The sequence below is a fragment of the Sediminicola sp. 1XM1-17 genome, from assembly GCF_037203765.1.
Taxonomy (GTDB): Bacteria; Bacteroidota; Bacteroidia; order Flavobacteriales; family Flavobacteriaceae; genus Sediminicola.
The window spans coordinates 13260-36677 of the sequence record NZ_JBBCAS010000011.1 but is presented as its reverse complement, the minus strand read 5'-3'; the positions used below and the strand labels follow the sequence as shown (position 1 = coordinate 36677).

21 protein-coding genes are annotated in these 23418 nt (G+C 41.6%); 13 read left to right on the top strand and 8 right to left on the bottom strand.

Annotation, left to right across the window (positions count from 1 at the left end; all coding sequences use genetic code 11):
* Positions 1-166 precede the first annotated feature (166 nt).
* Together WAA86_RS14370 and recR are read right to left on the bottom strand one after the other, a co-directional pair.
* Positions 167-1513, bottom strand: a complete 1347-nt coding sequence (locus WAA86_RS14370; RefSeq protein WP_337301714.1) for a dihydrolipoamide acetyltransferase family protein — start codon at positions 1511-1513, stop codon at positions 167-169.
* A gap of 95 nt (positions 1514-1608) precedes the next feature.
* A complete protein-coding gene (gene recR, locus WAA86_RS14365; protein ID WP_337301713.1) occupies positions 1609-2229 on the bottom strand; it encodes a recombination mediator RecR in 621 nt (206 codons plus the stop codon).
* Between the two features lie 67 nt (positions 2230-2296).
* Between recR and WAA86_RS14360 the strand changes: the two genes are divergently transcribed.
* Complete coding sequence (locus WAA86_RS14360) at positions 2297-3757, top strand: sodium:solute symporter (protein ID WP_337301712.1); 1461 nt, start codon at positions 2297-2299, stop codon at positions 3755-3757.
* 16 nt (positions 3758-3773) lie between these two features.
* Here the strand turns inward: WAA86_RS14360 and WAA86_RS14355 are convergent, their stop codons facing one another.
* Together WAA86_RS14355 and WAA86_RS14350 are read right to left on the bottom strand one after the other, a co-directional pair.
* On the bottom strand, positions 3774-4133 hold the full coding sequence (locus WAA86_RS14355) for a CoA-binding protein (RefSeq protein WP_337301711.1): 360 nt from the start codon (positions 4131-4133) through the stop codon (positions 3774-3776).
* Positions 4134-4342: 209 nt separating this feature from the next.
* Positions 4343-5350: a 3-oxoacyl-ACP synthase III family protein gene (locus WAA86_RS14350; RefSeq protein WP_337301710.1), complete on the bottom strand. Its 1008-nt coding sequence runs from the start codon at positions 5348-5350 to the stop codon at positions 4343-4345.
* A 280-nt stretch (positions 5351-5630) separates the two neighbouring features.
* Between WAA86_RS14350 and WAA86_RS14345 the strand changes: the two genes are divergently transcribed.
* Complete coding sequence (locus tag WAA86_RS14345; RefSeq protein ID WP_337301709.1) at positions 5631-8078, top strand: alpha/beta hydrolase family protein; 2448 nt, start codon at positions 5631-5633, stop codon at positions 8076-8078.
* A gap of 32 nt (positions 8079-8110) precedes the next feature.
* Here the strand turns inward: WAA86_RS14345 and WAA86_RS14340 are convergent, their stop codons facing one another.
* A complete protein-coding gene (locus WAA86_RS14340; RefSeq protein WP_337301708.1) occupies positions 8111-9418 on the bottom strand; it encodes an ABC1 kinase family protein in 1308 nt (435 codons plus the stop codon).
* A gap of 65 nt (positions 9419-9483) precedes the next feature.
* Positions 9484-10143: a TetR family transcriptional regulator C-terminal domain-containing protein gene (locus WAA86_RS14335; protein ID WP_337301707.1), complete on the bottom strand. Its 660-nt coding sequence runs from the start codon at positions 10141-10143 to the stop codon at positions 9484-9486.
* A gap of 360 nt (positions 10144-10503) precedes the next feature.
* On the opposite strand from WAA86_RS14335, the gene htpG reads away from it, so the two are divergent.
* From htpG to WAA86_RS14315, 4 genes are all read left to right on the top strand, one after another.
* On the top strand, positions 10504-12390 hold the full coding sequence (gene htpG / locus WAA86_RS14330) for a molecular chaperone HtpG (RefSeq protein WP_337301706.1): 1887 nt from the start codon (positions 10504-10506) through the stop codon (positions 12388-12390).
* Between the two features lie 69 nt (positions 12391-12459).
* Positions 12460-12819: a DoxX family protein gene (locus WAA86_RS14325; protein WP_337301705.1), complete on the top strand. Its 360-nt coding sequence runs from the start codon at positions 12460-12462 to the stop codon at positions 12817-12819.
* A gap of 75 nt (positions 12820-12894) precedes the next feature.
* Positions 12895-13527, top strand: coding sequence for an MOSC domain-containing protein (locus WAA86_RS14320; RefSeq protein ID WP_337301704.1), 633 nt, complete (start codon positions 12895-12897; stop codon positions 13525-13527).
* 118 nt (positions 13528-13645) lie between these two features.
* Positions 13646-15442 (top strand): DUF885 domain-containing protein, encoded by a 1797-nt coding sequence (locus WAA86_RS14315; RefSeq protein WP_337301703.1) that lies wholly within the window; start codon positions 13646-13648, stop codon positions 15440-15442.
* 38 nt (positions 15443-15480) lie between these two features.
* Here the strand turns inward: WAA86_RS14315 and WAA86_RS14310 are convergent, their stop codons facing one another.
* Entirely contained in the window at positions 15481-15861 is a 381-nt protein-coding gene (locus WAA86_RS14310) for a hypothetical protein (protein WP_337301702.1), read from the bottom strand.
* Positions 15862-16074: 213 nt separating this feature from the next.
* Here WAA86_RS14310 and WAA86_RS14305 point away from each other — a divergent pair, with 213 nt between their 5' ends.
* Both WAA86_RS14305 and WAA86_RS14300 read left to right on the top strand, forming a co-directional pair.
* Positions 16075-16947: an AraC family transcriptional regulator gene (locus WAA86_RS14305; RefSeq protein WP_337301701.1), complete on the top strand. Its 873-nt coding sequence runs from the start codon at positions 16075-16077 to the stop codon at positions 16945-16947.
* Complete coding sequence (locus WAA86_RS14300; protein ID WP_337301700.1) at positions 16947-17546, top strand: alpha-ketoglutarate-dependent dioxygenase AlkB family protein; 600 nt, start codon at positions 16947-16949, stop codon at positions 17544-17546. The genes WAA86_RS14305 and WAA86_RS14300 overlap by 1 nt, the downstream gene beginning before the upstream one ends.
* Before the next feature lie 62 nt (positions 17547-17608).
* Here the strand turns inward: WAA86_RS14300 and WAA86_RS14295 are convergent, their stop codons facing one another.
* Complete coding sequence (locus WAA86_RS14295; RefSeq protein WP_337301699.1) at positions 17609-18379, bottom strand: S1/P1 nuclease; 771 nt, start codon at positions 18377-18379, stop codon at positions 17609-17611.
* 166 nt (positions 18380-18545) lie between these two features.
* On the opposite strand from WAA86_RS14295, the gene WAA86_RS14290 reads away from it, so the two are divergent.
* From WAA86_RS14290 to WAA86_RS14270, 5 genes are all read left to right on the top strand, one after another.
* Positions 18546-20801 carry a transglycosylase domain-containing protein gene (locus WAA86_RS14290; protein ID WP_337301698.1) on the top strand — a complete coding sequence of 752 codons (2256 nt, stop codon included), beginning with the start codon at positions 18546-18548 and terminating at the stop codon, positions 20799-20801.
* A 98-nt stretch (positions 20802-20899) separates the two neighbouring features.
* Positions 20900-21760: an SPFH domain-containing protein gene (locus WAA86_RS14285; RefSeq protein WP_337301697.1), complete on the top strand. Its 861-nt coding sequence runs from the start codon at positions 20900-20902 to the stop codon at positions 21758-21760.
* A gap of 1 nt (position 21761) precedes the next feature.
* Positions 21762-22259 (top strand): hypothetical protein, encoded by a 498-nt coding sequence (locus WAA86_RS14280; RefSeq protein WP_337301696.1) that lies wholly within the window; start codon positions 21762-21764, stop codon positions 22257-22259.
* Positions 22260-22263: 4 nt separating this feature from the next.
* Positions 22264-23214 carry an alpha/beta hydrolase gene (locus WAA86_RS14275; RefSeq protein ID WP_337301695.1) on the top strand — a complete coding sequence of 317 codons (951 nt, stop codon included), beginning with the start codon at positions 22264-22266 and terminating at the stop codon, positions 23212-23214.
* Positions 23211-23375, top strand: a complete 165-nt coding sequence (locus WAA86_RS14270) for an Arc family DNA-binding protein (protein ID WP_337301694.1) — start codon at positions 23211-23213, stop codon at positions 23373-23375. Before WAA86_RS14275 ends, WAA86_RS14270 begins: the two co-directional genes overlap by 4 nt.
* The last annotated feature ends 43 nt before the right edge of the window (positions 23376-23418 follow it).

The window sequence follows — 23418 nt, the reverse complement described above, 5'->3', positions numbered from 1 at the left end:
CTAAAGATAAAGGGATGCCCCTAAAGCCCTGCCTTATGGATGTTAAACATTTCTAAAAACAACCCTGACCCTTTCAAATTTCGAATATCACCTCCTATCCGCGACCTCCGTTAAACAAAAAATGCCCCATAAAATGGGGCATTTCTTATATTTGATCATCATAGCTCTAAACTTCCCTGTTCACATCCCAGGCCTCCAAATAATCGGCAACGGCTTTTACGAACATACCCCCTAGGGCACCGTTCACCACCCTGTGGTCATAGCTATGGGAAAGGTACATCTTGCTACGGATACCGATAAGGTCGCCCTCCGGAGTTTCGATAACTGAAGGTATTTTGCGGATTGCCCCCAACGCCATGATACCTACCTGTGGCTGGTTGATGATAGGGGTTCCAAAAACACTTCCAAAAGTCCCCACGTTAGTAACCGTATAAGTACCGTCTTTGATCTCATCTGGTTTCAAGGCATTGTTCCTTGCCCTGTTGGCCAAATCGTTTACCGCTTTGGCCATGCCCACCAAGTTCAATTGGTCTGCATTTTTGATTACCGGAACAATAAGGTTTCCATCAGGCAAGGCCGCGGCCATTCCTAGATTGATGTTTTTCTTTTTGATCACATTGTCCCCATCCACAGAAATATTCATCATGGGATAGTTCTTCAATGCCTTGGCTATCGCTTCCATGAAAATTGGCGTAAAGGTCAATTTCTCACCTTCGCGCTTTTCAAAAGCATTCTTCATTTTATTTCTCCAGTTCACCACATTGGTGACATCCACTTCTACAAAACTCTGAACATGTGCCGAAGTCGAAAGACTGGCGGTCATATATTGGGAAATAAGTTTTCCCATACGCGACATTGGGATCACCTCATCACCACTTCCCACCTGTACCGGGGCTGCTTTTGGTTTTTCCTCGGTCGTTTTTTGCGCAACGGGCTGTTCTTGTTTTTGAGCAGCTTGCTGTGGAGCGGATACAGTGGCCGACTTCCCGGAAGCTCTGTTCTCCACATAGTCCAAAATATCGTTTTTGGTTACCCTGCTATCTTTACCTGTACCGTTTATGGTATCCAGTTCGGCAACGGAAATCCCTTCTTGTTTGGCAATATTTTTTACCAATGGGGAATAAAATTTATCCGACTCACTGAATGCCTTTGCCGGGGCGGATGCTGTTTCTTGTGCTCCCACCATTTGTTCTTCCAATGCGGCTACGGCCTCCTGGGGCACTTCTTCCTCTTCCTTCGCAACGGCAACCTCTTCATCATCGGGGCCGTCCCCTTCTATCTCAATAATGGCGACAGTCTGTCCCACCTTGATCACATCATCTATATTAAACAACTTCTCCACCAAAACACCATCTACTTCACTAGGAACTTCAGAGTCCACCTTGTCGGTAGCAATCTCAAATACGGCTTCATCCATCTCAATGGTATCACCAACTTCCTTTAACCATGAGGTCAAGGTTGCCTCTGCAACACTTTCGCCCATCTGCGGTAATTTTAATTCGAATCTTGACATATTGATACTTTGTATGCTTTTTTGGTTTAATAATTTGCAAAAATACTAAAAAAAAGACCTTACAATTACATTAATCTTATTTTTTAGTTTGATTATTAGGACGATTTTAACGAATTCTCAAACGGGATACGATTTACTATACTGCGCCCAAGCGTAATCTCATCGGCATACTCCAGTTCATCGCCAACAGAAATACCCCTGGCAATCGTAGAAGTTTTCACCCCCGAGCCCTCCAATTGTTTATAGATATAAAAATTGGTGGTATCCCCTTCCATGGTTGAACTGAGTGCAAAAATCAGTTCCTTTACTATCCCTTCCTTCACCTTGTTCAATAGAGACGGAATGGTCAAATTCTGTGGACCTATACCTTCCATCGGAGAAATCTTACCTCCCAAAACGTGATATAATCCCTTGTATTGTCCAGTATTCTCTATGGCCATGACGTCACGGATATCCTCTACTACACACACCAAGCTTTCATCCCGTTTGGGATTGGCGCAGATTTCACACAAGGCCACATCTGAAATATTATGGCAATTGGAGCAAAATTTAATATCATTTCTTAAATGTTGCAGGGAATTGGTCAGTCTCATGGTCTGTTCACTGGGCTGCTTCAGCATATGTAATACCAGGCGCAGTGCGGTGCGTTTACCAATGCCAGGTAGTTGTGACATTTCATAAACCGCATTTTCCAATAGTTTAGAAGAAAATTCCATAGGCACAAAATTACGATTTTAGATTTATGTTTTATCTTTTTGTACTTTGCGATGCAAATTTATTTTTATGACCGCCACGCATATCCTACTCCTCATTGGATGTTACTTTCTATTGCTTTTGTTCATATCATACCTCACCGGAAAAAACGATTCCAACATCGATTTTTTTAAGGCCGGAAAACAGTCACCTTGGTTTTTGGTGGCTTTTGGAATGGTGGGTGCCTCCCTCTCCGGTGTCACCTTTATTTCGGTGCCCGGCTGGGTAGAAGCCTCACAATTCAGCTATATGCAGGTAGTTTTTGGGTATCTCGTGGGTTATTTTGTTATTGCCTTTGTCCTATTGCCCATCTATTACCAGCTCAACGTTACTTCCATATATGAATATCTGGGACAGCGGTTTGGACAGGTAAGCTATAAGACCGGCGCCTTCTTTTTCTTTATATCCAGGGTCCTTGGATCTGCATTCCGACTTTTTCTGGTCGCCATTGTACTGCAGCAGTTCGTTTTTGACGAATTGGATGTACCTTTTGAAGTGACCGTTATCCTATCGATCCTGTTGATCTGGATATACACCTTTAGGGGAGGAATAAAGACCATCGTTTGGACGGACACCCTGCAAACGTTGTTCATGCTGGTCTCGGTTGGACTCTGTATTTATTTCATCAATGAGGAGTTGGACTGGACCTTTTCCGAATTCTTGGCCTCCCAAGAGCTGAAACAATACAACAAAATGTTCTTCACGGACTCCCTTTTCAATAAAACCAATTTTGTGAAATCGTTTATCGGGGGAATGTTCATAACGATATGTATGACAGGCTTGGATCAGGACATGATGCAAAAGAACCTTACCTGTAAATCCCTCAAGGACGCCCAGAAGAACATGATTTCCTTTACCGTTGTCCTAGTAGTGGTGAATTTTATCTTTTTACTGCTCGGGGCCCTGCTCTTTATCTATGCTTCCAAATTTAATATTGCCATTCCGTTAATGGATGGGTCCCCGAAGTCTGATTTGCTTTTCCCTGAAATTGCACTGAACAGCGGTCTAGGGATTACGGTAGCCATTACTTTTATGTTGGGACTGGTTGCCGCGGCCTACAGCAGTGCAGACAGTGCCCTCACGGCCCTGACCACATCTTTCTGTGTAGATTTTCTGAATATCGAGAAGCGGCCAGAAGCAGTTCAGAAGAGCATCCGTAAGAAAACCCATATTGGTATGAGCGTCCTATTGATTATCGTGATCATCATATTTAAATATGTACTTGACAAAAACGTAATCGACGGCCTACTCACTGTGGCCACCTATACCTATGGCCCCCTATTGGGGCTGTTTGCTTTTGGTATATTTACCAAGCACAAAATCAAGGACCAATATGTTTGGATCGTAGCCGTTACCTCGGTACTGATTATTGTAGGAATTGCTCAAATCCCTATGGAGTATCTGGGAGGTTATGCCGTTGGCTATGAATTATTGCCCTTCAATGGCCTATTGACATTTATTGGGTTGTGGTTCATCAGGACCAAGGAATAGGAAGGATTCTTTAGGATCAGTATTGTCCCGTACCCAAAAGCACCAAGGTACAGGCCACCTCTACTTCTATGCCTTCTTTTTCCAATAGGTCGTACAGTTCTGGGTTTTCCGTTCCAGGATTAAAAATTACCCTCTTGGGGGAAATGGCCAATATGGTATCGTAATATGATATCTGCCGCTCTGGCCCTATATAAAGCGTTAGCGTATGTATATCATTTATGCCATTGACAGTGGTCTTGATAGCAACCGAATCAATATTCCCTTCCTTTAGCCCAAACGCCTCAGTTTCAATATCATTGGCCAGCAAGCGTTTTACAGCCACATAGCTGTATCTATCAGGTTTAAGCGAAGCCCCAAAAACAAGTGTTTTTTTCATATGTTAATATCGATGTTAAATAATGTTAACGTTATCCTATTTTACGTAAATTTTTCGTCCCTTGGGAGGGACTAATTAAAATTCAAGTCATTGATAGGCCTATATTTTTATAGTTAATGGTTAGTGTTTAGTATAGCTTATCAATGAAAAAACCCGGAGCACCTGCTTCGGGTTTTATTTTACATTATCCTTTTTTGAAAGGTATCATTTTACCATTTTATGATTACACTTCCCCAAGTAAATCCACTACCAAAGGCCGCCAATACCACAACATCACCCTCTTTGATCTTTCCTTCTTCCCAAGCCTCTGTTAGGGCAATGGGGATGGAGGCCGCTGTGGTGTTGCCATATTTCATGATATTATTGAAAACTTGGTCGTCGGTCAATCCAAATTTTTTCTGAATGAACTGCGAAATGCGCAGGTTTGCCTGGTGGGGCACCAACAAATCTATATCGGTAGATTTCAGGTTGTTCTTCTCCAATCCTTCATTGATCACCTCACTAAAACGCACCACCGCATTTTTAAATACGAACTGTCCGTTCATATATGGAAAATACGACTCGTCATTAGGGTCATTATCTGCAATAATGTCATTCACCCAACGCTTGCCCATTCCCGGTGCTATCAAAGAGAGTTCCTCGGCATGTTGCCCTTCCGAATGCAGATGCGTAGATAATATTCCTTTAGAGGTATCCTCTTCCCTACTGACAATGGCCGCTCCGGCCCCATCACCAAAAATCACGGAAACTCCCCTTCCCCTGGTGGTCATATCCAGACCATGGGAATGCAGTTCCGATCCAATGACCAAGACATTTTTGTACATTCCGGTCTTCACATACTGATCGGCCACGGAAATACCGTAGACAAATCCCGAACATTGATTACGAACATCCAGTGCCCCTACTGTTTTAATGTCCAGATCGCGTTGTACCAAAACACCTGGACCAGGAAAGTAATAATCTGGACTTAAGGTGGCAAAAATGATAAAATCAATATCATTCTTATCTATCCCAGCCCTTTCAATGGCAACCTTGGCTGCCTTTACTCCCATGGAGGTGGTGGTATCCTCACCCTTGATCACATGCCTCCGTTCCTGTATACCTGTACGCTCCTGTATCCAAGCATCATTGGTATCCATCACCTTGGACAGATCATCATTGGTTACGACATTTTCTGGCACATAGTACCCTAATCCTATAATTTTTGAATTGAACATCTTATGGTTTGTTAGTTTTTCGGAAATATGTAGGTTTTAAATAACCCTTTGTCAATATAATAAAGATTGATGGGATTCTATATAAAAGACAAAAATAAAATAAAGTCAAATACAATCACCAATCTTCGTCCATGTCCCGGGCAAATTTCAGGGATAAGCCTCTGTTTTAACTTTTCCACAACATTTTAAGGTAGTGTATTTTAGTAAATTGTCGCGGGAACAAAAAGCGATCACATCGTTAACATTGTTCCATTTTTAATTCCAACCTAAAATTTATTACATGAAAAAATCCTTACCACTATTGCTGTTGTTCCTAGTTTTTTGGGGATATGCACAGGAAAGTCTTACGTACCAGAAACCATCCGAAGAAATTTTGAATTTAGTGGACGCCCCTTTGGCCCCTTCGGTATTGACCACTGATGACGGTAAGTATATGGTAATGCTATATAGAGACGCCTATAAGACCATAGAAGAACTCTCGGAAGACGAATTGCGACTTGCCGGACTGCGGATCAACCCCAAAACAAATATTGGAAGCCGCACCAATTACTACAACAATATCAAAATAAAATCCACTACGGCCACCAAAGAGATCCAGGTCAATGGCTTACCAGAAAATCCAAGGTTGGCAAATTTCAGTTGGTCTCCTGACCAATCTAAAATTGCTGTGACCAATACTACAAAAACCGGGGTAGAGGTATGGGTACTGGATTTGGAAAAAGTAACCGTAAAAAAAATTACCCAAGCCAATGTGAATGCCAATATGGGTGATGTGATCAATTGGTTCAAGGATGGAGAGTCTATCCTGGTAAAAACCCTGCCTGCGGCAAGAAAACCATTGATCAATGTAGCCGAGGCCGTACCTTCGGGACCGACCATTTCCTCCAATGACGGAAAAAAAGCACAGAACAGGACTTACCAAGATCTGTTGAAAAATCCGAATGACGAATTTAATTTTGAGCAACTGGCACTATCGGAACTGCACAAGGTAGATCTCAATGGGAATGTTTCCTTATGGAAGGAGGCGGATATGTACAGTTCCCTGAGCTTTTCCCCGGACGGCTCTTACGTAATGGCCGTGACCATAGACCGACCCTTCTCCTATTTGGTGCCTTATTACAGGTTTCCGTCTACTACCACTATTTATAAAAACGATGGAAACTTGGTACAACAGGTACTGCAGGTTCCGCTGATTGAGGATCTGCCCCAAGGATTTATGGCCGAACGGACGGGAAGAAGGGATATTTCTTGGAGAAGCGACAAACCATCAACTTTGATCTATGCCCAGGTATTGGATGGAGGTGATCCCGAAAATGAGGTCGCTTTTAGGGACGAGATTTTTCAATTGGAGGCCCCCTTTCAAGGTGAGGGCAAAAGCATCCTAAAAACTATCAATAGATATGCGGGCATCCAATGGGGCAATAATGGCCTGGCCATTGCCTATGACCGCTGGTGGAATACAAGGAACACCAAAACATATGTCTTCAACCCATCAGATCCGGCCACGAAACCCAAAATAATCACGGACCGCAATTATCAGGATGCCTACAATGATCCAGGTGAATTTGTGACCACCAGAAATGAATATGGATTGAACGTTCTGGCCCTTGACCATAAAAACAATGCCTTTCTTATGGGGGATGGATTTTCGGAAAATGGACAGTTCCCCTTCGTGGACAAGATCAATTTAGTCTCCCAAGAAAAAGCGCGACTTTACCAATCCAAACTAACGGACAAAAAGGAGACCTTGGTAGAATACCATCCGGAAAAGGATCAGTTATTGGTCCGTATCGAATCCAAAAGCGAATATCCAAATTACTACTACAAGGCCCTTATGGGGAAAAAGGGACCACAACAACTTACCTTTTTCGAAAATCCTTTTAAGAGTATCCAAAATGTGCACAAAGAGGTGATCACCTACCAAAGGGAAGATGGCTTGGAACTGACCGGGACCCTTTATCTCCCCGTAAATTATGACAAACAAAAAAAGGAAAAAATGCCCATGATACTTTGGGCCTATCCCAGGGAGTACAAGGATAAGAACAGTGCTTCCCAAAATACCCAAAACCCTAATGAATTTACATATCCCTATTGGGGTTCACCCATTTATTGGGTCACCAAAGGATACGTGGTCTTGGATGATGCCGCTTTTCCCATCATAGGAGAAGGGGATGCCCAGCCCAATGATACTTTTAGGACACAACTCGTGGCCAATGCCAAGGCGGCCATCGATGCCGTAGATGGGATGGGCTATGTGGATAGGTCTAGAGTGGCCGTAGGTGGTCATAGCTATGGCGCATTTATGGTAGCCAATCTATTGTCACACTCCGATCTATTTGCTGCGGGAATAGCAAGAAGTGGTGCCTACAACAGAACCCTTACCCCTTTCGGCTTCCAAAGTGAGGAACGAAACTACTGGGAAGCCCCGGAGGTATACTATACCATGTCCCCATTTATGCATGCGGACAAAATGAAAACCCCCTTACTATTGACACATGGGGAGGCCGATAATAATTCTGGGACCTATCCTATGCAGAGCGAACGTTATTTCAATGCATTAAAAGGCCTCGGGGCCACGGTAAGACTGGTCATGCTTCCCAAGGAAAGTCATGGCTACAGAGCAAAGGAAAGTATCCTGCACTTACTGTGGGAACAAGATCAATGGCTGGAAAAATACGTGAAACAAAAAGAAGAAACAATGGATGTTCCCTTAATGGGGAAAGATTAAAAAAAAGGCCCCGAAATATTCGGGGCTTTTTTTTATATGTATTGCCTAAAATTATTGACCTCTACTTTGGCCCGCAGGTCGTGGAGTAAATTGTACAATCCAAAAAAGGTCCTATTGAGATATAAAAAATGTTTGGAACCTCGGTTACCGTTCATTTTTCGTATTTGGGGATCCTTGGAATAGCGCTCGCTGAGATTGGCAATTTTGGTCCAAAATTCATCGGCTCCAAAATCAAAATACTCTTCATTGAAGGGAGAGGTAAAAATAGTCAACATCTCCTTGAACAGCGCCTTAAAGAATTTTAGTTCTTCTGGGGAGTCTGAATCCGACAGTATTTCCAACTCATATAGTTTTTCCATAAAGATGGCATCGTTCTCTATATTCTCCTTTTTGGCAAGCTCAAAATAAGGGATGTAAAACTCATTGGGAACCTCTTTGATACAACCAAAATCTATGGCAATCAGGGTTTCCCTTTCACTGACCAAAAAATTACCAGGATGTGGATCGGCATGTACCTTTCTCAATCCATGCATTTGGAACATATAGAAATCCCACAGCGCCTGCCCCAATTTGTTCCCCAAGGTTTCGTCAAAATCCATTTTGGCAAATTCACTCAAGTGCTTCCCTTGCATCCAATCCATGGTCAGTATGCGCTCACTGGAAAGTTCTTCGTAATATTTTGGAAACTCCATGTTGGGAATAGCACCACAAGCCTCAGTTATTTCCTTGCTCTGCTTCAATTCCAGTATGTAATTGGTCTCCTCGACCAACTTATTCTCTACTTCTTTAAAATATTTATCGGAGTCCTTACCCTGTAAATTGAACATTCGGATGGCAATAGGTTTCACCAATGCCAAGTCACTGCCAATACTTTCTGCCACACCCGGATATTGAATTTTAACGGCCAAATTCCTGCCATCTTTAACCGCTTTGTGCACCTGACCAATACTCGCCGCGTTGATGGAATCCTTATCGAATTCATCAAATATTTCCTCAGGGTATTTCCCCAAGTATTTTTTAAACGTTTTACGAACCAAAGGCGCGGACAATGGAGGTACGGAGAATTGAGAAAGGGAAAATTTCTCCACGTAGGCACTTGGCAAAAGATTTTTTTCCATGCTCAACATTTGGGCAACCTTAAGGGCACTGCCCTTGAGGCTCTTCAGCCCATCGTAAATATCCCCTGCATTTTCTTCATTGAGCTCATCCTTTGTAATTGCCGGATTCACCAATTTCTTGCTGTAATATTTCATGTAGTTGCCGCCTACCTTTACCCCAGTCTTAACCAATTTCCCTGCTCTCTCTATTTTTCCGGTAGGAATTCTGTCCAGTGTTTTCATATTTCATTCAATTATTGGTCTTTGTGGACCAAGGGTTCGGGTTTCTATTTTGCACCTTGCAAATCCTAGGAAAAGTTTTCTTTGTATAAAAATTTCCCAAAATCCAAGATGTTTTCCAGTGGCGTATTATCGAAAACATCAAAAATGGTGGTGACCGATTTTTCGATGGCCAAATCTGTTTTTTCAAATGCCGGCGAAGAATCATCCATCCAGAACTTCAAAAGAAACAAAAACTGTATCCATGCCCCTTCTGAGAATAATCTTGGGGAATGTTGCGTTAATTTGGATGATTTCACGGCATTGCCCTCTTCTATCAAATCTGTTGCGAACGACTTGATATGCTGGCGAAGGCCCTTGAGCTGCTCCATATTCTTGAGCATATTTTTATTCTCGTTCAAGGTAAAAAGGACATAACTTCTATTGAGCGTCAACAACTCAAAAAAGGTAAAAAAAAAGGTCAACATCTTATCCTTGTTGGTAAACGATGCGTAGTCCTCATTCTTACCGATCAAAGCTTCCGTATTGTTGTAAAAGGTATTCCATATCGCTTTTTGCAGGCCTTCTACCGAACCAAAAAATTGATAAAACTCTTCCTCCTTAAATTTATTGGCCTTACAAAATTTGTAGATCGATTTTGGGACTACCTCGTGTTCCAGGACGTAATCCATATAAGCACCTATAATGGCATCTACCGTAATTTTCTTAGTATTTGTTTTTGCTGGCATAGCTCGGATATTTTGTTGATGTAAAAATACAATTATTTAAACAAAATAGTGTTAAACATATACGAAATGATGATGGCAACAAAAAAAAGCGTGTTTTTACAAACACGCTTTTTAAACAACCTAACCAATAAATAAACAAACTTGTTACAGAAATAAGTCTTTTTCATAGCATTTTTTCCCTGCAACACCACAAATATAATAATTGTTTATTTAAAACAACAAATTATTAAACAAAATAATATGTTAATGTTTCGTTGGCCTAAGAATACCTTATGGTTACGTGTCAGTTTGTCACTCAAGTAAAGAATGGTATTTTTTTTGACATAGGTTAAAACATAAAAATTAAAATTATTTCAAAATATGGCTACAGGTAAGATTAATGTGTCCGTTGAAAACATATTTCCGTTGATTAAGAAATTCTTATACAGCGATCATGAAATATTTTTACGGGAATTGGTATCCAATGCCACGGATGCAACTTTAAAATTAAAACACCTTACTACTATTGGTGAGACCAAGGTAGAATACGGTAACCCGATCATTGAGATCAAAATTGATAAGGAAGGGAAGAAAATCCATATTATAGATCAAGGATTGGGTATGACCGAAGAGGAAGTACAGAAATACATCAATGAGGTTGCCTTTTCAGGGGCAGAGGAATTTTTGGACAAGTACAAGGATTCTGCAAAGGATTCTGGTATCATAGGTCATTTTGGTTTAGGATTTTACTCCGCCTTTATGGTCGCAGAAAAGGTTGAGATCATCACCAAGAGTTATAAGGACGAGCCTGCCGCACACTGGACCTGTGATGGTTCCCCTAATTTTGTGATGGAACCAAGTGATAAAAAGGATCGCGGAACGGAGATCATCCTTCATATTGCCGAAGATTCCACGGAATTTTTGGAAAAGAACAGAATCTCGGAGCTCTTACGCAAGTACAACAAATTTATGCCAGTTCCGATCAAATTTGGAACTAGAACAGAAACGCTACCCAAGCCTGAAGGTGCCAAGGAAGAAGATAAGGCTCCGACCAAGGAGGTGGACAACATCATCAACAATCCCAATCCGGCCTGGACAAAAATGCCGGCCGATCTTAAGGAAGAGGATTACAAAGGGTTTTACAGGGAACTCTATCCAATGCAATTTGAAGAGCCCCTGTTCCATATCCATTTGAATGTTGATTATCCTTTCAACCTTACCGGGATCTTATATTTCCCAAAATTGACCAACGACCTCAACGTACAAAAAGACCGCATCCAATTATACCAAAATCAGGTTTTTGTTACGGATAACGTAGAAGGTATTGTTCCCGAATTCTTAACAATGCTAAGAGGGGTCATCGATTCTCCGGATATTCCATTGAATGTTTCCCGTTCTTACTTACAGGCAGATGGGGCCGTTAAAAAGATATCTACCTATATTACTAGGAAAGTAGCTGATAAATTAACCTCTTTGTTCAAGAACAATAGGGAAGATTTTGAGGCCAAATGGAACGATATTAAGATCGTAATTGAATACGGAATGCTTTCGGAGGACAAATTTTTCGAAAAGGCCGATAAGTTCGCCCTGTACCCAACGGTAGATGGCAACTATTATACTTTCGAAGAACTTCAGGAAAAGATCAAGGACAATCATACCGACAAAGATGACAAATTGGTAATCCTTTATGCATCCAACAAGGAGGCACAGCACAGTTATATCGAAACCGCAAAATCCAGAGGGTTTGAGGTCTTATTGTTGGATTCGCCTATTGTATCACACCTGATGCAAAAATTGGAGACTTCCAAAGAAAACATATCCTTTGCAAGGGTTGATTCCGATCACTTGGACAATCTGATCAAAAAAGAGGACTCCCAAATTTCCAAATTGTCCGATGAGGAAAAAGAGAAATTGAAGAAAGATTTGGAAGAGGTGATCCAAAACAAAAGCTACACGGTTCAATTGGAGGCCATGGACAGCAGTGCTGCGCCTTTCATTATTACGGAACCCGAGTTTTTGCGTAGGATGAAAGAAATGCAGCAGACTGGTGGCGGTGGAATGATGGGTATGGGCAACATGCCTGAAATGTACAACCTGATCGTGAATACCAATTCTGATCTTGTCAATGAGATCCTAAACACCAAAACGGCAAAGAAAAAAGAGCGATTGATCAACCAGTCCTTAGATCTTGCCCGCCTATCGAAAGGGCTTCTAAAAGGTGAGGAATTGACCAATTTTATTAAGAGAAGCTATGAAATAATCAAATAAGATTATTTTGAAATAAAGTAAAAGGGACTACTTTAAAAGTAGTCCCTTTTTTATTGGTATATTCATACCATGAATTATCCATGGCATCTTTATTTGATGGCTGCAATGTATTTTTTTGCCGGCATCATGCATTTTATAAAACCAAAGGCTTATTTAAGAATAATGCCCCGTTACCTTCCTTTTCCCAAAGTATTGGTAGCCTTGAGCGGCTTAGCGGAAATTATCCTGGCCATTGGGGTTTGTTTTGCAGAAACCAAGAACCTTTCCATTTTTGGAATCATTGCCATGCTCGCTGTTTTTCTATTGGTTCATTTTTATATGCTAACCAGCAAAAAAGCCGGTGCAGGTATCCCTGTCTGGATTTTGGTATTTAGGATTCCCCTGCAATTTGTATTGATGTTTTGGGCCCTATGGTATCTACAGTTTTAATGTTTTATTTGTGAATAACATTTAGGGCTGACCACTTTGTCTGTCCCCTATATCTCAATTTCAGAACATCTTCCAATGAAAGTAATCGCTACCAATATCAGTAAGGGCTCCATAATAACCTGGAAAGGAAAAGAGGAAAAAACAGGTATTTACAAATGTCCGACCAAAGCACCCATTCACCTTGGCAAAACGGACGTTGGCAGGGATACGGTGGTGGACCGTAAGTACCATGGAGGGATCCACAAAGCTTGCTACCTTTTTTCAGCAGAAGAATATACCTATTGGAAAAATTTATACCCCCAACAGGATTGGGACTGGGGCATGTTTGGAGAAAACCTGACCATAGCAGGCTTGGATGAATCTCAAATTCGGATTGGTGATATATATAAAATTGGAGGGGCTTTGGTACAAATTTCCCAACCTAGGGAACCTTGTTATAAACTCGGCATTCGTTTCGGAACACAGAAAATTCTGAAGCAATTCATAGCGCGTTCCCGCCCGGGCACATACGTCCGTATCCTCGAGGAAGGAATGGTTGCGATTGAAGATGGTATGATCTTGAAAGAGCAGTCCAAAAACAGCCTGACGGTCCAGCAACTGTACAACCTTTTGTTCGCCAAGGAAAAAGCCCAAGACCTATTGCACCTAGCTATAAATAATCATGCTTTGCCCCTAAAAAAAAGGGATAGCTTAAAAAAGTACTTATAACCCTGTCCAAAATTTGGGGATGTCCTTCCTTCATAGCACCACAAAATTGTTTTAGGAGCAATCACTTTCCGAAATTACCTTAATTTTATACGAGAATCCAAGAGAAAATATATTGAAAATGAAAAAATTCCTGATCCTATGCTTTGTGGCATTGTCCTTGGCATCCTGCAAAAACCAACCAGAACCCATAAAAGAAGACCCTATGGCAATAAATGAGGCTTTCGGAAAATTACTGGACAACTATTATGAAGATGGATTAAAATTATATCCACTCAAAGCCACTGCGGAAGGCGACAACAGATACAATGCCATATTCCTTAACAATCTCACCGAGGATTACAAGGCCATGGAAAAGGCATACTACCAAAAATACAAAGATGAATTGGCCTCCATAGCGGACTCCACGCTTTCGGATAGTGAAAAAATGAGCAAAGCCATTTTGAAGTGGGAATGTGATAGAAATTTGGAGCGTATGGAATTTAGGGAAGACCTCACCCCTATCAACCAAATGTGGACCCTACAACTGACCATAGGGCAATATGCGGGAGGTACCAGTGCACAACCATTTAAAACCGTTGAGGATTATGAGAATTGGCTGAAGCGATTGGAAAGTTATGTGGTCTGGATGGCTACCGCTGAAGAGCGTATGAGGGAAGGAATGGAAAAGGGTTATGTTCTTCCAAAATCCCTGGTCAAAAAAGTAGTACCTCAACTAAAAGCTCTGACCATTAAGGAGCTCGACCAACATTTATTTTTCTCTCCTGTAAAAAATTTCCCAGATTCCTTCACGGAATCAGAAAGAATGCGCCTGACCAATGAATACTCCAAAGTCCTAAAAGAGAAGATCATTCCTGCCTATCAAAAATTATATGATTTTATGGGTTCCGAATATCTTAGCGCGGGCCGCACCACAAGTGGTATCCAAGACACCCCTGACGGCAAGGCCTATTATGACTATTCCATTAAGCTGTACACGACCACTGATATGACAGCGGATAAAATCCATCAGATAGGGTTGGATGAAGTAAAACGCATTTCGATGGAAATGGAAAAAGTAAAGCAACAGGTAGGCTATAATGGCAATCTTAAATCTTTCTTTGAATATGTAAGGAATAAAAATGAACTGATGCCCTTTACGGACCCCCAACAGGTCATAGATAATTTTAAGGCCATTCATAAAAAGATGATGCCTCAAGTTGATCTTCTTTTTGACCATCAGCCCAAAACCCCATTTGAAATTCGCCGAACGGAAGCATTTCGAGAGGCATCTGCCAGTGCAGAGTACAATCCGGGCTCCCTTGATGGAAGCAGACCCGGGATATTCTACGTCCCCATACCCGATGTAGAAACCTACAATGTTTATTCTGATGAAGATCTATTCTTGCACGAGGCTATCCCTGGGCACCACTTTCAAGTGTCTTTGACACAGGAAAATGAAGATTTGCCTAAATTCAGAAAGACCCTGTGGTACAGCGCCTATGGGGAGGGATGGGCACTCTATACAGAATCATTGGGCAAGGAATTGGGACTATATCAAGATCCTTATCAATATTTTGGCATGTTGGGCGCAGAAATGCATAGGGCGATCCGACTGGTTGTTGATACAGGATTGCACGCCAAAGGATGGACAAGGGAGCAGGCCATACAATACTCTCTGGACAATGAAGCAGAATCGGAAGAGGCGATAACGGCAGAAATAGAACGCTATATGGCCAATCCGGGCCAAGCGCTTTCCTATAAAATTGGACAGTTAAAAATATTGGAACTGCGTGCCAAAGCCGAGAAGGAAATGGGTGCTGATTTCAATATCAAAGAATTCCATAACCAAATATTGGAAACAGGTTGTGTCCCTTTGGCACTTTTGGAAAACAAAATCAACCATTGGATATCCTCCATTAAAAAAGGGGCTGATTAGCCCCTTTTTTTGAATTGAATTAACTTCCTCTAAAAGAACTATTTTACAAGGACATTTTCGATGTAGGTATTTACACCATCTTTAATGATTACGGTATAACGACCATCATTGGCTTTTTTAAAGTTGAAAGCCTTTTCAACAATGATTGTTTCGTTGAACGTTGTTTCATAGATTACGTTCCCAAAGGCATCCTGAACTTTTACCTCTACTTTTTTACCATCCAGGTTTAAGTGGTTCATGTACACCATTTTTCCTTTGGTACGGAATGTAGGCTTAATGATCTTATTGTCATCCAAACGAAGTACTAGAGGCTTAACTCCATCTACTTGGACTGAATCCACTTTCAATTCTCCGGCCATACTTACTACTGTAGTTAACATAAAGGCCAATACCGCTGTAATTTTCAATGCTTTTTTCATAATTTTTTAGATTTAAGATTCATAAATCATTTATACAGCAAACTTACAGCCATAACCCTCCCCCCACTACACCGTTTTTTGCCTATTTATATGCTATTTTAACCGTTTAACACAACAATAACACCAACGATGTTAATTGGGCACATGTTTTGGTTAATTTTGTCTAGATTTATTATTAGACCCTTGTCTAATTTTACACAGTAAGCAAACTGTATGATAAAACAGAAACCGGCATTCGAAGCCATAGAACCAGATTTTGGACATTCCTTTACCTATCAAAAATTTGATGAGAACCTGTCCAACAAAAACTTTATCTGGCATTATCACCCGGAGATAGAACTGGTCTATGTGAATGGGGGCAGTGGAAAGCGTCAAATTGGAAGCCATGTGTCCTATTATACGGATGGGGACCTTATATTGATAGGTTCCAATTTACCGCATTGTGGATTTACGGACAAACTGACCGGAAATACCAGTGAGACCGTGGTTCAAATGAAAATGGATTTTTTGGGGACCGATTTTTTTGGGATACCTGAAATGAAAAAAATCCAGAAACTCCTCGAAATTGCCAAAGGTGGTATAGCCTTTAATGGGAATACCAAACGCAAGATTGGTGAAAAAATGGAAATATTGGAATACCAGACCGATTTTCAACGCTTACTTTCCATTCTGAACATTTTGAACGAACTGGGAAATTCCCAAGAATTCAAAGTATTGAATGCCGCTGGGTTTTCTATGGAGACCGAAGTAAAGGACAATGACCGCATCAATATCATATTCAATTACGTAAAAACAAACTTCAAAGAGGAGATCTCCTTGGAACAGATGGCAGATTTGGCCAGTATGACCGTCCCATCTTTTTGCAGGTACTTTAAAAAGGTCACCAATAAAACCTTTACACAGTTTGTAAACGAGTATCGCTTGGTACATGCATCCAAATTACTGGCGGAAAAACCCATGAGCATTACCGAAGTCTGTTTTGAAAGTGGGTTCAATAATTTTTCCCATTTCAACAAACTCTTCAAGAACTTTACAGGACAAAATCCGTCAGAATATCGCAACCAATTAAAAGCAGTCCTGCAATAATGAACAACTTGTTCAATGACTGTTTGCCTTTGGTACTTCCTGATGCCGACATCACCTATTACCCCAACTTTTTGGAGCCCCAAAAGGCGGATGCCTATTTTGAAATCTTCAAAAATACTATCCCTTGGCAGCAGGACGATATCAAAATTTTTGGTAAAACCCATCCCCAACCAAGACTTACGGCCCTTTTTGGCAACAATGGAAGGCCGTATTCCTATTCCAATATCACCATGAAGCCCCACCTGTTTACCCAGGAGCTTTTGCAGATCAAGGAAAAGATTGAAAGGATTGCCAACACCGATTTTACCACCTGCCTCCTAAATCTTTATAGGGATGGGAAAGACAGCAATGGATGGCATGCCGATAACGAAAAGGAATTGGGCACCAACCCGGTTATTGCATCCATAACCTTGGGCCAGGAGCGCTATTTTCATCTAAAACACAGAAGGCAGAAAGAACTTAAACACAAATTGTTGCTACAACACGGGAGCCTATTGTTGATGCAAGGGACCACGCAACACCATTGGCTGCACCAGATCCCAAAAACGGCCAAACCCATTTCGGAACGCATCAATCTCACCTATAGGGTAATCATTTAAAAATCGTCGCCATTCACCTTTATAATGGGCCAATTTCCTCATCATTTAGTGCCCCAGACTTGTTAAAAGAGGTCGTTGAGAACTTTTGCCAGACGAAGCCCTCCCTTCTGTAGCTGTTTGCGAACGGTATTGGTATATTTATAACTGTATTCGTACCCCAATTTCTCCCCTACCTCAACAGAACCATAGACTTCTTTGGCCAATTCTTGGGACTCTTCCACCCAATCATAAACATCGCCCTCTTGTATGGCCCTTTTTTCCTTTTTGGAAAGTACAGGAAGGTTCTCGGCCAGTTCCGTATAGCTCATGCCAAATTCATCGATCAGATTACTGTCCCAAACCCTGTGCAAATTGGTCCCTTTGCCAAACCACTGCAACTGGATATCATTTCCGCCTTTATCCTCTTCCCTTCCTGCATGTAAGGGCTGGTGCAGATCTCCTATAAAATGTACCAACAATTTCAAATAAAAGGCACGGTCCTGCTCAGAGCTGTTTTCATCCTTGACAATGGTGATACAGGTTTCTATGGCCTTGACCAAATCCCCATTGGTACTGGGGACAACTTCTTTGTATTTTTTGTCCATGGGGTAATTGACATAGTGCCAAGGTCCAAATTTGGAATAGTTTCGATCTGACTTAATATCATCTGCATAATTGGAAACCAATGCCAGACGCTCTCCTTTTAAGATTTCCTTGATGGCTCTCCTTGCCTTCCCACTAAGATGTTGTTCAGCAACTTCACCGACCGTTCTATGTCCCGTTTTGCCCCAAAAAATGTCGTTGCCAAATGAAAACTGAACCGTGAGGAAAATCAGAAAAGTAATTTTTTTCATGCTTTGCGATGTTATCGAATTAAGAATTAATGCAATTATAGCACTACCCTACAAGGCAACGCTCTACATTTGCCCAAAAATAGAGAAACTTACATTAAGGTATTGTTAATAGTCTAAGGATTTTGCCATTTTTGCTCCATCTTGCGACATATAAAAATATAATAGATTGATTTCCAAAATTTTAAAAAGCAAAGGATTTAAAATTGCCGTCGGTATAGGTTTGGGAATGGCGGCAATGGTAGTGCTGTTCATACTCAGTATTTATGCCGGGGCCTGGGGAAAAGTACCTTCAAAAAAAGAGCTATCCGAATTTAGTTACCAGCGAGCTTCCGAGGTGTATTCTGCAGATAGCATCCTTATAGGTAAATATTATTTATACGATAGACAGCCTATCACATTCCAAGACTTCCCCCAACATTTGGTAGATGCCTTAGTGGCCATAGAAGATGAACGTTTCTATGGGCACCATGGTATTGATTATCCCAGTCTGTTCAGGGTAGCTTTCAAAACTATCCTACTGCAAGACCAGTCTGCAGGAGGCGGTAGCACCCTTACCCAACAATTGGCCAAAAACCTCTACCCGAGGGTACCCAACGGAAAGGTGAGGTTGGCTGTGGACAAAGTGAAGGAAATGATGGTAGCCTCGAGATTGGAGGATATTTATTCCAAAGAAGAAGTGATCACACTTTACCTGAATACAGTTTCCTTTGGAGACAATACCTTCGGCATTGAGAGTGCTTCCCTTAAATTTTTCAACAAGAAAACAGCCGATTTGAAAGTGGAGGAGGCAGCTACCTTGGTGGGCATGCTAAAAGCCACCTATGGTTATAATCCCAGGGTATTTCCGAAAAACAGCCAGAACAGACGTAATTTGGTGTTACAGGCCATGGTCAACAACGATTATCTTCCAAAAAAAACAAAAGACTCCCTCTCCAAACTCCCTACAGTCCTTGATTATAGGGAATTTGACCATAACGATGGGATAGCACCCTATTTTAGGGAAGAGGTCAGGAAACAGGTATTGGCATGGGTAAAAGACCAAAACTCCAACGGAATGGCCTATAACATTTACACTTCCGGACTTAAAATTTATACGACCCTGGATTACAAAATGCAAGTATTGGCAGAGGAGGCTATGACAGAGCATATGAGGGCCTTGCAACAAAGCTTTGAAAAGAGTTATGGATCCAATGCCCCTTGGCTAAAGGACCGTAGGTTGATCATGAAAAAAGTACAAAATTCCCCAGCCTACAAAAAATTGGAGCGGAACGGTCTGTCCAAAGAAAAAATAATGGACAGTTTAAAAAAGAAACATCCTGTGACCTTAATGGACTGGGATGGGGAAAAGACCGTACAGGCAAGTAGCATGGACAGTATTCAACATTATATGAAGTTTTTAAATACCGGATCCATGTCCATAGACCCCTCCTTGGGTGCCGTAAAAACATGGATAGGGGGCGTAAATTTCAAATATTTTAAGTACGACCATATTTCCCAGAGCAAAAGACAGGTTGGGTCTACCTTTAAACCAATCGTATATACAACAGCTATAGAAAAAGGAATAGCGCCTTGCACCTATTTCTCTGCGCAGGAAGTATCCTATGATAATTTGGAAGGATGGTCGCCCAGTAATTCAGGGGACACCGATGAGACCTATCTCAATTATTCCATGGAACAGGCGTTGAGCAATTCGATCAATACCGTGGCCGTAAAAGTTTTGGAAGAAACCGGAATCCCAAATGTAATTGCCCAAGCCAAAAAAATGGGAATTTCCAGCCAGCTTCCCAAATTGCCCTCCCTCGCCTTGGGGACTGCGGAAATAAAAATTAATGAGCTCATTGGGGCCTATGCCAGCTATGTTAACCATGGCAAACCGGTAACCCCTTTTACCATATCCCATATTGCCGATGCCAAGGATTCTGTCCTGGCAAAATTTAAACCCAATATTCCAAAAGAACCAGCCTTTTCAAGGGAAACAGGGATGATCATGTTGGAACTGATGAAGGCTACCGTTGATAAGGGAACGGCCGCCAGGATAAGGTCCAGGTACAACCTGCCCAATGCCATTGCAGGCAAAACTGGAACCACCCAGAACAATAAAGATGCATGGTTCGTAGGAATCACCCCCAAACTCGTGAGTGTTACCTGGGTAGGATTGGATACTTACGAGATAGGTTTTAAAAGTACCAGTTTGGGACAAGGAGCCAATGCGGCCCTGCCCATCTTTGCCCTCTGGCTGCAAAAATTGAACAGGGAAAAACAGTTCAATGCCATTACCAAGGCCAGGTTTGAAGACCCCAGTCCATCCGTACTGGATCAATTGGACTGTGAGCCTATTAAAAGGGACGGCTTTTTTAAACGACTGTTCAAAAACCCCAACAAGACAAAGTCCAAAAAATTCAAGGGCAAACAGAACCCATAGCGATAGCAACACATTGCATTTCAGTGATTTAATTTGCATATGTCAAAAATAATAATATCTTTATGATATCATTATAATATCAATTTAAATTTACCGCCATGACAAATGAAAAAATTTTAGTACCGACCAATGGATACTTGATGCTGTTGTTGTTTTTAATTTTAGCTGGAGGCAGTACATACCTGTTGATCTCACAAGAGGCGCCCATATTTATTACGGGTATTATCCTGGCATTTTTGATGTTACCGGGATTTGTCTTGGTCAACCCAAACAACTCCAGGGTTTTGCTTCTTTTTGGAAAATATGTTGGTACCATCAAAAAGAACGGGTTGTTCTGGGTAATCCCCTTCTACTCCAAGAAGCGTATTTCCCTAAGGGCAAGTAATTTCGATAGCGAAAGACTTAAGGTCAATGATAAGCTGGGCAATCCAGTTATGATAAGTACCATATTGGTATGGCGTGTTACAGATACCTATAAAGCGGCATTTGACGTGGACGACTATAAAAATTTTGTACGCGTTCAGACCGACGCTGCAGTCCGCAAATTGGCGAGTATGTATCCTTACGACAACTTCGCCGATGAAGGGCACAAAGAGGATATCACCCTGCGTTCGAGTGTAAACGAAGTTAGCGAAGACTTGGAAAAAGAGGTACAAGAAAGACTCGCCATGGCAGGGATAGAGGTTCTGGAAGCAAGGATTGGATATTTGGCCTATGCCCAAGAAATTGCCAATGCCATGCTCAAAAGACAACAGGCCACAGCGATCGTTGCGGCCAGACACAAAATTGTGGAGGGAGCGGTGAGCATGGTGGAAATGGCCTTGGAAGAGCTGAGCAAAAAACAGGTGGTGGAATTGGACGAAGAAAGAAAAGCAGCCATGGTAAGCAATTTGATGGTTGTACTTTGTTCTGATAAGGATGCATCTCCGATTGTCAATGCGGGAACCCTAAACCATTAATATGCGCGTTTTTCAGGAGACACAACGTTTTTCCCAATGGCCCATGCGTTTGATATTTTTGAGCGTATTGGGGCTACTGCTGTTTTCATTGTACCAATGGTTCATCGCAAATAAAGTTGTAGGCAATGTCCCTCCTGAGGATGGCATTGGCCAACTGATCGTCATAGGTGTTCTGGTACCCACCCTTTTACTGCTCGCTCTTTTAAGATTACAAACGGAAATAGATGAAAGAGGGATCCATTATCGGTTTACCCCTTTTCATTTCAAAAATAAAACCATGTCTTGGGAACAGATAGAAGAATGTTATGTACGCACCTATAGTCCAATCATGGAGTATGGGGGCTGGGGCTACCGGATATCCCTCAAAAAGGGAACCGCATATAATGTTTCCGGCAATAAGGGCATTCAAATTGTTTTAAAATCCGGAAAGAAAATATTGCTGGGAACACGGAAAGAATTGGAAGCATCCCAAGTTATTGAACGATATTTTAAAAAATAAGCACATGGAGGGACAAAAAATCATATATCGTATGCTATTGGTCCTGACCATGATCCCCTCATTGCTCATTGCCCAAAAGATAATTGATGAAGACCTGCTACTTAACAATGGGACAATAGAACTTCCTGGAACCCTTTCTTATCCAGATTCCCCTACCCAATTGCCGTTGGCCGTTTTTATACATGGCTCTGGCAATGTAGACAGAAATGGAAACCAGTCCGGAGTTGGCATAAAAGCAAATTACATTAAGATCCTTGCAGATAGTTTGAATCAGAAGGGCATTGCATTTTATCGATATGACAAAAGAACGGCCACCAGCCATAATTTGGATAAAATAGCAAGTGTTACCCTCCATAGCTTTGCAGATGATGCCAAGATCGCCATTGACCATCTAAAAAATGATAGTCGGTTTGGCCCGATATATTTAATTGGACACAGTCAGGGCTCCCTAGTGGCCATGCTGAGTATTACTCCAGAAATAAGTGGATATATTTCAATAGCAGGCCCAGGTCAAACTGTAGATAAGGTTATTTTGGAGCAACTATCCAATCAGAACGCGGATTTGGCCAAAGTGGCAGGGGAGCATATTCAGGAACTGAAGACCACAGATACCATAGAAAGGGTGCACCCTTTTCTGATGCAGCTCTTTCAGCCCCGGAACCAAAAGTTTTTCAAATCTTGGATGTTATTGGACCCCGTTGAAGAACTAAAAAAAATTGACATTCCAATTTTATTGCTTCAAGGGGAGGAAGACCTTCAGGTAACCAACAAGGACTTTCAGAAATTAATGGAGGCAAACCCAAATGCAAATGGTGCGATAGTACCCCAAATGAACCATGTCCTCAAGGACGTCTATTCCGTGGCGGAGAATCAAAATTCCTATTTCAATGAAAATTTCCCGCTATCAAGAGCTCTTGTTGAAAAAATAGTTGAATTTATCAATCCTAAGAAATGAGTAAAAAAAAGGCATTTGCCCTACGACTGAATGAAGATATGCTCAAGGCCATAGAAAAGTGGTCGGCAGATGAATTTCGTAGTGTGAACGGACAAATAGAATGGATGCTTATGAAGAGCCTGAAAGAGGCCAAAAGAGCACCGAAAAAAGACCAAGAGTGAATCGAATTGGAATTTTGGGATTTTTTTAACGCATAAATCCCCT